The 12,331-nt window shown below is 72.4% G+C and carries 10 protein-coding genes; 5 read left to right on the top strand and 5 right to left on the bottom strand.

The window, feature by feature from the left end; genetic code table 11:
- Window positions 1–101 precede the first annotated feature (101 nt).
- On the bottom strand, window positions 102–1,082 hold the full coding sequence (locus tag IE330_RS24815) for a helix-turn-helix transcriptional regulator (RefSeq protein WP_190138328.1): 981 nt from the start codon (window positions 1,080–1,082) through the stop codon (window positions 102–104).
- The gene (locus tag IE330_RS24810) at window positions 1,079–2,068 is read right to left on the bottom strand and encodes a helix-turn-helix transcriptional regulator (protein WP_190138327.1); all 990 of its coding nucleotides are present in this window, start codon (window positions 2,066–2,068) and stop codon (window positions 1,079–1,081) included. The genes IE330_RS24815 and IE330_RS24810 overlap by 4 nt, the downstream gene beginning before the upstream one ends.
- A 327-nt stretch (window positions 2,069–2,395) precedes the next feature.
- Between IE330_RS24810 and IE330_RS24805 the strand changes: the two genes are divergently transcribed.
- Entirely contained in the window at window positions 2,396–2,752 is a 357-nt protein-coding gene (locus IE330_RS24805; protein WP_229925896.1) for a Rieske (2Fe-2S) protein, read from the top strand.
- A 103-nt stretch (window positions 2,753–2,855) separates the two neighbouring features.
- Here IE330_RS24805 and IE330_RS24800 read toward each other — a convergent pair whose 3' ends face one another.
- Entirely contained in the window at window positions 2,856–3,296 is a 441-nt protein-coding gene (locus tag IE330_RS24800; protein ID WP_190138326.1) for a pyridoxamine 5'-phosphate oxidase family protein, read from the bottom strand.
- Window positions 3,297–3,499: 203 nt separating this feature from the next.
- On the opposite strand from IE330_RS24800, the gene clpB reads away from it, so the two are divergent.
- Both clpB and IE330_RS24790 read left to right on the top strand, forming a co-directional pair.
- Window positions 3,500–6,121, top strand: a complete 2,622-nt coding sequence (gene clpB, locus IE330_RS24795) for an ATP-dependent chaperone ClpB (protein WP_190138325.1) — start codon at window positions 3,500–3,502, stop codon at window positions 6,119–6,121.
- 163 nt (window positions 6,122–6,284) lie between these two features.
- Complete coding sequence (locus IE330_RS24790) at window positions 6,285–6,824, top strand: type III secretion system chaperone family protein (protein WP_190138324.1); 540 nt, start codon at window positions 6,285–6,287, stop codon at window positions 6,822–6,824.
- A 12-nt stretch (window positions 6,825–6,836) separates the two neighbouring features.
- Here the strand turns inward: IE330_RS24790 and IE330_RS24785 are convergent, their stop codons facing one another.
- Both IE330_RS24785 and IE330_RS24780 read right to left on the bottom strand, forming a co-directional pair.
- The gene (locus tag IE330_RS24785; RefSeq protein ID WP_373314721.1) at window positions 6,837–8,045 is read right to left on the bottom strand and encodes a putative hexosyltransferase; all 1,209 of its coding nucleotides are present in this window, start codon (window positions 8,043–8,045) and stop codon (window positions 6,837–6,839) included.
- Between the two features lie 77 nt (window positions 8,046–8,122).
- Complete coding sequence (locus IE330_RS24780) at window positions 8,123–9,355, bottom strand: pyridoxal phosphate-dependent aminotransferase (RefSeq protein ID WP_190138323.1); 1,233 nt, start codon at window positions 9,353–9,355, stop codon at window positions 8,123–8,125.
- An 870-nt stretch (window positions 9,356–10,225) separates the two neighbouring features.
- Here IE330_RS24780 and IE330_RS24775 point away from each other — a divergent pair.
- Together IE330_RS24775 and IE330_RS24770 are read left to right on the top strand one after the other, a co-directional pair.
- Complete coding sequence (locus tag IE330_RS24775) at window positions 10,226–10,744, top strand: DUF2617 family protein (RefSeq protein ID WP_190138322.1); 519 nt, start codon at window positions 10,226–10,228, stop codon at window positions 10,742–10,744.
- A gap of 172 nt (window positions 10,745–10,916) precedes the next feature.
- Window positions 10,917–12,331: polyamine aminopropyltransferase (locus IE330_RS24770; protein ID WP_190138321.1), on the top strand; the 1,415-nt coding region annotated here is incomplete at its 3' end.

The raw sequence follows: 12,331 nt of genomic DNA, 5'->3' as shown, positions 1-12,331 counted from the left end.
TCGCACCGGGCCCTCGTCACCCCTGGGCCCTCTGGACCGGACCCTCGTCACCCCCGGCCCTCCGGACCGGGCCCTCGTCACCGTGCCTGTCCCGGAATCCGTCAGTGATGCGGGTTCAGAATCCCTGACTGGCCGATGAGGTAACCCAGTTGCGCGCGGCTGCTGCTGCCGAGGATCGCGGCGAGCTTGGCGATGTGCTCGCGGGCGGTGCGGACGTTCATGCCCAGGCGCTCGGCTATCTCCGTGTCGGTGAGGCCCTCGATGAGGAGTTCGGCGATGGCGCGCTGGCGTGTGGTGACGCCGTTCTCGGCGGGGAGCTGGGCCGCGTGCGGGTACATGGGGGTGGCGAGGCGCCACAGGCGCTCGAAGGTGGTGATGAGGTAGTCGACGATCGCGGGCTGGCGTATTTCGAGGGCCACCGTGCGGTCCTTGCTCGCCGGTATGAAAGCCACCGTGTGGTCCATGACGACCATGCGCTCGGTCACCTCGTTGAGCGTGCGGACCTCTACGTCCCCGTCCAGGCGCTCGTAATGGGCGAGGGCGGGCAGGGAGTGGCGCGTGGTGTGCTGGTAGAGCGTGCGCATGCGGCAGCCCCGGGACAGGAATTCCTGCTCGCGGGGGAGGGCGTCGGCCAGGATCTCCGGGGAGCGGGCGCCGCCGGGCTGGACGGTGCGCAGTTCCTCGGTGGCGTCGGCGGTGGCCCGGGTGATGGCCGCGTTGATGCGCTCGAAGCCGTCGAGGACGGTGATCTCCGGGTTCTCGGCGCCCGCGGTCTGGCGGGCGTCCAGGGCCATCAGGGGCTCGAACATCGCCGTCAGGCGCTCCTCGCGGCGCCGCTGCTGGGCGATGCGGTCCTCGATGCCGCGCAGGAGCTGGGGCAGGGCGATGGCGGGGGCGGTGGGGCGCAGCCACTGCATGTCCTCGATGTCGGGGTGCAGCAGGCCGAAGTCGATCAGGCAGGGCGCGACGTCGGCGTCCTGGTGCGCGACGCGGCCCTCGCGCAGGGCGCGGGTGTAGAGGGCGGAACCGGCCTCACACAGCTCGTCAGGGCCGTGGGGGTGAGGCGTGGGTTCGGTGGTCATTTCGGTTTGTCCTGCTCGAGGATTCCGGACTGGGCTATGAGGTAACCGAGCTGTGCGCGGCTGCCACTGCCCAGGGCGGCGGCGATTTTGGCGATGTGCGCGCGGCAGGTGCGGACGTTCATCCCCAGGCGGCGGGCGATGGCCTCGTCCACGTGACCCTCGATCAGCAGCCGGGCGATGGTGCGCTGGACTCCGGTGATGCCGTCAGCGGTTGCAGGGTAGTGCGGTTCCTCGTGCAGAGGCGTCGCCTTCTGCCAGAACTGGTCGAATACCGACGCCAGATAGTCCACCAGTCCGGGGTGCCGGAGTTCGAGCGCGACCTGCCGGTCGCGGCGCGCCGGGATGATGGCCACGGACCGGTCGAAGATGATCATGCGGTCGATGATTTCTTCCAGCGTCCGCACCTCGACGTGGTTCGATTCGAGCTGCTCCAGGTACGCGAAGACGCCCGGACCGTGGCGGACGGTGTGCTGGTAGAGGGTCCGCATGCGCACGCCGCGGTGCAGCGGCTCCTTCACGCGGGCGAGAGATTTGGCCAAGTCCTCGTAGTGCCGGATACCGCCGGGCTGAATCGTGAGTATTTCCTCGGTGCACGCCTCCGTGGCCGCGTCGAGGGTCGCGTTGATGCTCGGCAGCCCCTCCAGAACGGTGATGGCGTGAGTGGTCGCGGCGGGCTGCGCGCTGATGGCCATGAACGGCTCAAAAGTGTCGGCCAGCTCGATGGAGAGCCGCCGGCGGTCCCGGATCTCGCGTTCGATCGGGTGCAGGCGTTGCGCCAAAATCGCTGATGGCGGAACCGGACGGAGCCAGTTCGCATCGTCCGGGTCGGGGTGCAGGAGAGCGAACTCCAGCAGGCATGGTGCGGGCTCGATTTCTGCCCGAGCGATACGACCGGCACTCAGCGCGCTCGCGTACAGACGCGCTCCCTCATCGCACAGTTCGGTGATGAGGTGAGGATGTGTCGGTTTTGTGCCTGTTGTGAGCAATCTCCACCCCCCAGGGTCCTGAACCTACAGGAACATGATGCATCGCTCCTGTGGCTTCGACGTGCTCGATTAAGACATCGTCTGTTTGGAGCCGGGGGAGAGGACCTACCAAGTGAGGACGAAGCCGACCATGTTCCCAGCAATGCTTCGCTCGGTGCTTGCCATTGCCTTTACCGCCACCGCTCTGACCGTGGCGGTCCCAGGTGACGTGGCGTGGAGCAGCCCCAGGCCTGCGATATCCAGCGATCCGGTGGCGAATACCGCCGGTGATGTGTCCTGGAGCGTCTCCCCCTCAGCCTCCCTCTCCGCCTCGATCTCGGACCTGTCATGACGACGCCTCCTGACGACCGCACCTTCCGCCGGGAAATGGCCACGGCCTACCGTTCCGGCTGGCACTTCATCGACCTCGTCACCGCGATCCCCCACCCCGGCGACTCGTTGATGGTCACCCTGGTCGGCGAGCCCGTCATCATCGTGCGGGACGACGACGAGGACATCCGCGCCTACCGGTGCCTGCGCCGCCCCCGCGGCGCGCCCCAGCCGGTGCGGTGCGCGGTCCGCTACGGCATGGTCTTCGTCAACCTCGACCAGCGCGACCACCAGCTCATCGGCAAGCGGAAGCGCGGCGCGCAGCAGCACGCCACCGCCTCCGACAACCTCACAGCCACCCCCCGCAGCGCCTGACGCGATTCCCCCGTCGTTGTAAATCGCGCAGGTGCTTCCCCCAGCAGCGGCGCCACCGTGGACCTGAACACGGTGGCGCCGCTGTGGTGTGCGGGGGTTGCTTTCAGGCCGTTACCGGTGCCGGCGGCGGCTTCACGTTCCCCAGGGCCCGGTCCACCGCGATCTCGATGACCGCCCGGTCGGGGTTGTCCCGCGGCTGCCTCCCGTACCGCTCGGCGTAGCGCCGCTCGCCCTCCGCGACCCGCCCGGGCTCCGTCGTCACCGTGGCGAGCCCCTCCAGCGTCGCCCACCGGCGGCCGTCGACCTGGCAGACGGCGACGCGCGCGCCGGGCCCTGGTCCCTCGGCGGCGGCCAGCACGTTGCGGACCTTGCGGCTGCCCCTGCCGGCGAGCACGCGCGCGACGCCCGTGTCCGGGTCGTACGTCACGCCGACGGGCACCACGTGCGGGGTGCCGTCGGGGCGCAGCGTCGTCAGGGTGCACAGGTGGCGTTCCCGCCAGAAGCTGAGGTAGGGCGCGGGCGGGGCGCCCAGGTCGATGGCCATGGGCCGGACGGTAGCCCCTCCGGGCTTCCGGAGCTCGCCTTGAGTGGAATAGACTCAACTTTGTGTACGTTGACTGAGTCAGTATGAGGGGGTGCCTCCCTGGGCACCCGCCCCGTACCGCCCACCGCACCAGCAGGCCGCGGGACCGCAGGCCGCGAGCCGCGGCCGCAAGCCGCAAGCCGTAAGAGGAGGAGCACCCCCCAGTGGACGCCGAGCTGACGAACAGGAGCCGGGACGCGATCAACGCGGCGACGAGCCGGGCCGTGTCCGAAGGCCATCCGGATCTGACCCCCGCGCATCTGCTCCTCGCGCTGCTCGAGGGCCAGGAGAACGAGAACATCACCGACCTGCTGGCCGCCGTCGAGGCCGACCAGGCCGCCGTGCGCGCCGCCGCCGAGCGCGCGCTCGCCGCGCTGCCGAGCGTCACCGGCTCCACGGTGGCCCCGCCGCAGCCCAACCGCGAGCTGCTCGCCGTGGTCGCGGACGCCGCCGAGCGCGCCAAGGACCTGGGCGACGACTACCTGTCCACCGAGCACCTGCTGATCGGGCTCGCCGCCAAGGGCGGCTCCGCCGCCGACGTACTGTCCGAGAACGGCGCGACCGACAAGAAGCTGCTCGCCGCCTTTCAGCGCATCCGTGGAGGGCGCCGCGTGACCACCCCCGACCCCGAAGGCCAGTACAAGGCCCTGGAGAAGTTCGGCACGGACTTCACCGCCGCCGCCCGTGAGGGCCGCCTCGACCCCGTGATCGGCCGCGACCAGGAGATCCGCCGGGTCGTGCAGGTGCTGTCGCGGCGGACGAAGAACAACCCCGTGCTCATCGGCGAGCCCGGCGTCGGCAAGACCGCCGTGGTGGAGGGCCTCGCCCAGCGCATCGTCAAGGGCGACGTGCCGGAGTCCCTGAAGGACAAGCGGCTCGTCTCGCTGGACCTCGGCGCCATGGTCGCCGGGGCCAAGTACCGGGGCGAGTTCGAGGAGCGCCTGAAGACCGTGCTCGCGGAGATCAAGGACTCCGACGGGCAGGTCATCACCTTCATCGACGAGCTGCACACCGTCGTGGGGGCGGGCGCGGGCGGCGACTCCGCCATGGACGCCGGGAACATGCTCAAGCCCATGCTCGCCCGCGGCGAGCTGCGCATGGTGGGCGCGACGACCCTGGACGAGTACCGCGAGCGGATCGAGAAGGACCCCGCCCTGGAGCGCCGCTTCCAGCAGGTGCTCGTCGCCGAGCCGTCCGTCGAGGACTCCATCGCGATCCTGCGCGGGCTCAAGGGCCGCTACGAGGCCCACCACAAGGTGCAGATCGCGGACAGCGCCCTGGTCGCGGCCGCCACGCTCTCCGACCGGTACATCACCTCGCGGTTCCTGCCCGACAAGGCCATCGACCTGGTCGACGAGTCGGCGTCGAGGCTGCGGATGGAGATCGACTCCTCGCCGGTGGAGATCGACGAGCTCCAGCGGGCCGTGGACCGGCTGCGCATGGAGGAGCTGGCGCTCAGCAAGGAGACCGACCAGGCCTCCAAGGAGCGCCTGGAGAAGCTGCGCCGTGACCTCGCCGACAAGGAGGAGGAGCTGCGCGGCCTCACCGCCCGCTGGGAGAAGGAGAAGCAGTCCCTCAACCGCGTCGGCGAGCTGAAGGAGAAGCTCGACGAGCTGCGCGGCCAGGCCGAGCGCGCCCAGCGCGACGGCGACTTCGACACCGCGAGCAAGCTGCTCTACGGCGAGATCCCCGCCCTGGAGCGGGACCTGGAGGCCGCGTCCGAGGCCGAGCAGGAGGCCGCGAGGACCGGCGCGAAGGCCGACACCATGGTCAAGGAGGAGGTCGGGCCCGACGACATCGCGGACGTCGTGGCGGCCTGGACCGGCATCCCCGCCGGGCGGCTCCTGGAGGGCGAGACGCAGAAGCTGCTGCGCATGGAGGACGAGCTGGGCAAGCGCCTGATCGGCCAGGGCGAGGCGGTGCGCGCCGTCTCCGACGCCGTGCGGCGCACCCGCGCCGGGATCGCCGACCCGGACCGGCCCACCGGCTCCTTCCTCTTCCTCGGCCCCACCGGCGTCGGCAAGACCGAGCTGGCCAAGGCGCTCGCGGACTTCCTCTTCGACGACGAGCGGGCCATGGTCCGCATCGACATGAGCGAGTACGGCGAGAAGCACAGCGTGGCCCGGCTCGTCGGCGCCCCGCCCGGCTACGTCGGGTACGAGGAGGGCGGCCAGCTCACCGAGGCCGTGCGGCGGCGCCCGTACTCGGTGGTGCTGCTCGACGAGGTGGAGAAGGCGCACCCGGAGGTCTTCGACGTCCTGCTCCAGGTGCTCGACGACGGGCGGCTCACGGACGGCCAGGGCCGGACCGTGGACTTCCGCAACACCATCCTGATCCTGACGTCGAACCTCGGCAGCCAGTTCCTGGTCGAGCCGCTGACCAGCGAGCACGAGAAGAAGGAGCAGGTCCTCGAGGTCGTGCGGGCCTCCTTCAAGCCGGAGTTCCTGAACCGCCTCGACGACCTCGTGGTGTTCTCCGCGCTGCACAAGGCCGAGCTGGCCCGGATCGCCGAGCTGCAGATCGCCCGGCTCGCCAAGCGCCTCGCCGACCGGCGGCTCGCGCTCGACGTCACGCCCGCGGCGCTGGAGTGGCTGGCGGACCAGGGCAACGACCCGGTGTACGGCGCCCGGCCGCTGCGCCGCCTGATCCAGACCGCGATCGGCGACCGGCTGGCGAAGGAGATCCTCGCGGGCGAGGTGAAGGACGGCGACACGGTGCGGGTGGACGTCTTCGGGGACGGCCTCATCGTGGGCCCCGCGGACGCGGGCGCGGGCAAGTCGCTGTGAGCGGGGACCCGCCTGCCCCGGTCGGTTGTGTGCCGTCTGCGGGGGGTTGTGGTCGCTCGCGCAGTTCCCCGCGCCCCCAAAGGGGCCGGAGGCGGTACCGGGGTTGCGGGTGGGGCCCCCTCTTGGGGGAGGATGGCGGAATCCGTACGAAGGGAAAAACACGGTGAGCATCGACCCGTCCTCGATTCCGAATTTCGGGGGCCAGCCTGAGCCGCAGCCCAATGAAGGACCGGCGGGCCCCGTCGTCCCGGACCAGGACCTGGTGAAGCAGCTCCTGGAGCAGATGGAGCTCAAGTACGTCGTCGACGACGAGGGAGACCTCGCGGCGCCGTGGGAGGAGTTCCGTACCTACTTCATGTTCCGCGGCGAGGACGACCAGCAGGTCTTCTCCGTGCGGACCTTCTACGACAGGCCGCACGGCATCGAGCAGAAGCCGCAGATCCTGGAGGCCATCGACGACTGGAACCGCCGCACCCTGTGGCCCAAGGTCTACACGCACACGCACGACGACGGCACCGTGCGCCTCATCGGTGAGGCGCAGATGCTGATCGGCACGGGTGTCTCCCTGGAGCACTTCGTGTCGTCGACGGTGAGCTGGGTGCGGGCCGCGATCGAGTTCGACCGCTGGCTCGTGGAGCAGCTCGGCCTGGAGCAGGCCGTCGACTCGGCGGAGGGCGACGAGAAGCCCGGCGACGAGGCCTGAGCCTCCCCCGCTTCACAGCGGCATGCGGGCCGTCGTCACCAGATACGTCCCGTACGCCACCGAGAGCCCGGCCAGGGCGCCGACCACCAGGGCGGCGTGCCTCGGCCGGGCTCTCGCCGTGCGGACCAGGGCGCAGGCGAGCGGCAGCAGCAGCGGGAACGCGGGCAGCAGGAAGCGCGGCTTCGACTCGAAGAAGCCGGAGCCGCCGACCGTGATCAGGAGCAGCACGCCGGTGTAGACGAGCAGCGGCAGCGGCGCCCGGTCGCAGAGCAGCAGCCCGTACAGGAGCAGCGCCACCGCGACGAGCGCGACCGTCATGGCGAACACGACCTTGTCGCCGTCCAGGAACAGGTGCTGGACGAATTTCCACGACCCCCGGCCGAAGTCGAAGCGCGAGCCCCACTCGCGCTGCACCGTGAAGTAGCCGCCGAGCGGGTCGCCCCGGCGGCACCCCACCCACAGCACGTACGCGCACCAGCCCACGGGGGCGAGCGCCACCCCCGTCCACAGCCTGGGGGAAACCCGGCCGCGCCGCTTCACGAGCTCGTACGCTGCCGTGGCGGCGACGGCGGCGGCCACCGCGAAGCCGTTCGGGCGGGACAGGCCGGCGAGCGCGGCGAGCGTCCCGGCCCAGATCCAGCGGCCGGTCAGCAGCGCGTACAGGGAACCCGCGGCGAGCGCGGTCAGGACCGGCTCGGTGTACGCCATCGTCAGGATCACGGAGTGCGGGAGCAGACCCCACAGCAGCACCAGGACCGTGGCCGTGCGGTGGTCGTGCAGCCGGGCGGCGATCTTGTAGATGCCGACGGCGGCGGCGACGGCGCCCAGCCAGGAGACGACGAGGCCGCAGGCGCCGAAGCCGAACGGGGTGACCGTGTGCACCGCGCGGATCAGGGCCGGGTAGAGCGGGAAGAAGGCGAGGTCGCTCTGGGCGACGCCCTCGTCGAAGAACAGGGTGCGGCCGTAGCCCCGGGCGGCGATCCCGGTGTACCAGCGGGAGTCCCAGGAGCGGCCGAGGAGCCGGAAGGCGTTCTGGTCGCCGGTGCGGGCCACGACGGCCACGGCGAGCAGGCCGGTGAGGCGGGCGGCGGCGAACGCGGCCACGGCCCGGGCGACGGCGCGCGCCGCGGGCGCCGGTTCCCGGTGGCTGACGGCCCGCTCGTACTCCGCGCGGGCGGTGTGTGTGACGGGGGCGGGGACGGTGGGGGTCGGGTGGGTCACACCGGCACCATGCGGGGCCCCGGGGGCGGGCGCGAGCGGGGTGGTCCGTGCGGGTGGCCGCCGCCCGGCGGCGACGGCTACAGGGACTTCAGGCGGGCCACCGCCTCCTCCAGGACGGACGTGCGCTTGCAGAAGGCGAAGCGGACGAAGGGGGCGCCCGCGTCGCGGTGGTCGTAGAAGACCGCGTTCGGGATGGCGACGACGCCCGCGCGCTCCGGCAGGGCGCGGCAGAAGGCGATGCCGTCCTCCTGGCCGAGGGGGCGGATGTCGGTGGTGACGAAGTACGTGCCCGCCGGGCGGTGGACCGCGAAGCCGGCCGCGGCGAGGCCGGAGGCCAGCAGGTCGCGCTTGGCGCGCATGTCGTCGAGGAAGGCCGTGAAGTACGCGTCCGGCAGGGCCAGGGCCTCCGCGACCGCGTACTGGAACGGGCCCGAGGACACGTACGTGAGGAACTGCTTCGCCGAGCGCACGGCGGCGATCAGGTCCGGCGGCGCGGTGACCCAGCCGACCTTCCAGCCGGTGAAGGAGAACGTCTTGCCCGCCGAGGAGATGGTCACCGTGCGCTCGCGCATGCCGGGGAAGGTGGCGAGCGGGAGGTGGCCGGGGGCGTCGAAGACCAGGTGCTCGTACACCTCGTCCGTGACGACGAGGAGGTCGTGCTCGACGGCGAGCCGGGCGATCTCGGCGAGCTCCGCGCGGCTGAGGACGGTGCCGGTCGGGTTGTGCGGGGTGTTGAGCAGCAGCAGCCGGGTGCGCGGGGTGACGGCGTCGCGCAGCTCGTCCAGGTCGAGCGTGAAGCGCCGCCCCGCCGCCGCGCCGCCGGTGCCCGGGTCGCCGTCCGGCCGCAGCGTGACGGGGACCCGGGTGCCCCCGGCGAGGGCGATCGAGGCGGCGTACGAGTCGTAGTACGGCTCCAGGGCGATGACCTCGTCGCCCGGCTCGACCAGGGCGAGCAGCGAGGCGGCGATGGCCTCGGTGGCGCCCGCGGTGACGAGGACCTCCAGGTCGGGGTCGAAGGTGAGGCCGTAGCGGCGCTCCTGGTGGGCGGCGATCGCCGCGCGCAGCTCGGGGACGCCGGGGCCGGGCGGGTACTGGTTGCCGCGGCCGTCGCGCAGGGCGCGCACCGCGGCCTCCCGCACCTCCTCCGGGCCGTCCGTGTCCGGGAAGCCCTGGCCCAGGTTGATCGCTCCGGTCGCCACCGCGAGCGCGGACATCTCGGCGAAGATCGTCGTGCCGAACTCGGCGAGGCGGCTGTTGAGCAGCGGGCGGCCGTCGCGGGAGGCACCGGGAGTTGACGTCATGGCCGTCATCCTCCGCCGAACCTCTGGTCTTCCTCAACTCTGCTTTGGCGGCGCGCGGCCGAGGGCATGCCCTTGGCACGCAACGGCGCGGGCACGACATCCGCACGGCGGGACCGGATCGGGGGAACGGCCGGGACCGTCTCAGGGGCCCTCGGGGCCCACGGGGGAAAAGAAAGGAAGGTGGGGAGGAATGATCCTGATCTTTCTCTTCATCGGCTTGCTGGTGTTCATGGCGGTGATGGCGACCGTCCTCGCGCAGCGCGGCAGGCAGGGCACGGCAAGGAGCACGCGGTCGGGGAGCGGCAGTTGGTGGGCGGGGTCCGGTACCCACACGTCCGCCGGCGCCTCCACCTCGTGCGCCTCGGCGTCGTCGTGCGGCGGCGGATCGTCGTGCGGCGGGTCCTCGTCGTGCGGCGGCAGCTCCTCGTCCTGCGGTGGCGGGGGCGGAGGTTGCGGCGGCGGAGGCGGCTGACACGGGGCAGCCGGTCCACCGGTCGAAACGCCCGGCGGGGGGAGACCCCCGCCGGGCGTCTCGTCGTCGGGGGCACCCCTTGACAGCGGGCGGCGGGACCGTGACCGGGGTGAAGATCGGGTGGCGACCGAAGGGCGGCGGTTTCGGACCGGTCCGGTACCCGGGCATGTGAACAGATGAACTGTTCGGCCCTCCCGGGAATGGAAAGCCTACGAACTTGGGTAAAAACGCTGTGGCAGTGTCGCAGTTCATGATTCCCTCTTAACCGTCACACCGCCCTCGGACGTTCCCGGCTCGACAGAGCAGCCTGGCGTCTCCGTGGGCACGCGCCGGCATCCCTTCCCGCCTGGTGTCCGACCGGGCGCGCCGGCCCCACCCCCTCCTTTGCGTGTTAGCGGAGCCGACCCATGCTCACGACCCTGAAGACTGTCTACACCGACACGCGCGCCGGGGACCTGGCCTGGGCCCTCGGCCGCGAGCCGCTGCCCGCGCTCGCCACGCTCGACCTCGAACTGGCGGGCGCGGCGGTGCAGTTGAGACTTCTCGGGGCGTCCCACCAGGTCATCCTCGAAGAGGACCACGGCAGTTGCTCCGAGACCGTCGCGTGCATCCCGGGCAGCAGCACGCCGCTGCCGCTCGGCGTCTCCAAGCGGGTCGGCGAGTGGGAGTACGAGTTCGCGGCCCGGGTCGAGACGCTGTCGCGGGGCCAGTTCGCGGGCCGGGCACAGGAGTTGCTCGCGCTCGTCGCCGAGCACCCGCACGGCCTCGCCGGGGTCTTCCCCGGCAGCCCGCACGCGTTCACGGCGCTGCTCGCGCAGCGGCACGAGGGCTCGGTGATGTGGCGCACCTGGCACGCGTACCCGCAGGAGGGGCAGTTGGTGGCGACGCGCACGCGGGTCGGCGTGCGGACGCCGGTGGCGCTCTGAGCGGGCGCCGGTGGCGCTCTCAGGGGGCGCCGGTGGCGCTCCGGGCGGACGTCGGGGGCGCTCCGGGTGGTCGCCCGGGCGCGGGGCCGGAGGGGCCTTCACACATCCTTGCCAGCACCTCCACCCATGTGGGGGACTTGGTGTGAGGCGGCGGTGACGTAGCGTTCGGGGCGTGATCGAGCCGCGTCAGCGTCTGCCCGTCACGCCCCGGACAGGCCGGTTCCTCGTCCTCGCGGGCGTGTTCGTCTGCGCCGCCTGCGGCCTCGTGTACGAGCTCGAACTCGTCGCCCTGGCCTCGTACTTGATCGGCGACTCCGTCACCCAGGCCTCCGTCGTGCTGTCCGTCATGGTCTTCGCGATGGGCGTCGGCTCGCTGCTCGCCAAGCGCCTGCGCTGCCGGGCCGCCGCCGGGTTCGGCCTCGTCGAGGCGGCCCTCGCGCTCGTCGGCGGGTGCAGCGCCATGGCCCTGTACGCGGCGTTCGCGTGGGCGGGGGACCGGGGCGAGATGTGGGCCGGCGGCTCCCGCTACCTGTTCGTGGCGTTCTCCCTGGCCATCGGCGTCCTCATCGGCGCCGAGGTGCCCCTGCTCATGGTGCTCATCCAGCGGGTGCGGCGGCAGGACGCGGGCGGCGCCGTGGCCGACCTGTTCGCCGCGGACTACGTGGGCGCCCTGGTCGGCGGCCTGGCCTTCCCCTTCCTGCTGCTGCCCTGGTTCGGGCAGCTCACCGGGGCGCTGCTCACCGGCGCCGTCAACGTCCTCGCGGGCGGCGCGCTCGTCCTCGGCCTGTTCGGCCGCGACCTGACCGCGCGCGGCCGCTGGCTGCTGCTCGCCGTGAACGCCGTCGTCCTCGCCGTGCTCGCCACCGCCGCCGTGCACGTCGACGACTTCGAGCGCGCCGCGCGCCGCGCCGTGTACGGCTCCGACGTCCGCGTCGCCGTCCGCACCCCCGTGCAGGAGGTCGTCCTCACCGGCGCCGACCGCGCGTCCCTGCGCCTGTTCCTCGACGGCAGGCTGCGCGTCAGCGGCAGCGACGAGCGCCGCTACCACCAGGCCCTCGTCCGGCCCGCCCTGCGCGCGGGACGGCACGAGCGGGTCCTCGTCCTCGGCGGCGGCGACGGGCTCGCCGCCCGCGAGGCGCTCCGCCACGCGGGGGTGCGCCGCGTCGACGTCGTCGAGCTCGACCCCGCCGTCGTCGGCCTCGCCCGCCGCGACCCGGTGCTCAGCGGGCTCAACGGCCACGTCTACCGCGACCCGCGCGTGCACGTCACCCACGCCGACGCCTTCCGCTGGCTGCGCGGCCCGCACCGGCGGACGTACGACGTCGTCCTCGCCGACCTGCCCGACCCGGGCATCACCGCGAGCACCAAGCTGTACTCCCAGGAGTTCTACGGCCTCGTCGCCCGCGTCCTCGCCCCCGGCGGGCGGCTCGCCGTGCACGCCGGGCCCGCCGCGACCCGGCCGCACACGTACTGGACCGTCGACGCCACGCTGCGCGCCGCCGGGTACGGCACCGAGCCCTACCGCGTCACCGGCCGCCGCGGCGGGTACGCCGCCGGGCCCGACCGCACCGCGGGCCCCGGCGGGGC

It is taken from the genome of Streptomyces longispororuber (assembly GCF_014656095.1).
Classification (GTDB): Bacteria; Actinomycetota; Actinomycetes; order Streptomycetales; family Streptomycetaceae; genus Streptomyces; species Streptomyces longispororuber.
Note: the sequence above shows the minus strand (reverse complement) of the source record. Positions and strands in the feature narration are given on the sequence as shown.

Bases quoted from the DNA above. Each gene is read 5' to 3' on its own strand.
- IE330_RS24780 (WP_190138323.1), bottom strand. From the start codon at position 9,355: ATGACGGCCATGACGTCAACTCCCGGTGCCTCCCGCGACGGCCGCCCG.
- IE330_RS24805 (WP_229925896.1), top strand. From the start codon at position 2,396: ATGACGACGCCTCCTGACGACCGCACCTTCCGCCGGGAAATGGCCACG.
- IE330_RS24815 (WP_190138328.1), bottom strand. From the start codon at position 1,082: ATGACCACCGAACCCACGCCTCACCCCCACGGCCCTGACGAGCTGTGT.
- IE330_RS24800 (WP_190138326.1), bottom strand. From the start codon at position 3,296: ATGGCCATCGACCTGGGCGCCCCGCCCGCGCCCTACCTCAGCTTCTGG.
- IE330_RS24775 (WP_190138322.1), top strand. From the start codon at position 10,226: ATGCTCACGACCCTGAAGACTGTCTACACCGACACGCGCGCCGGGGAC.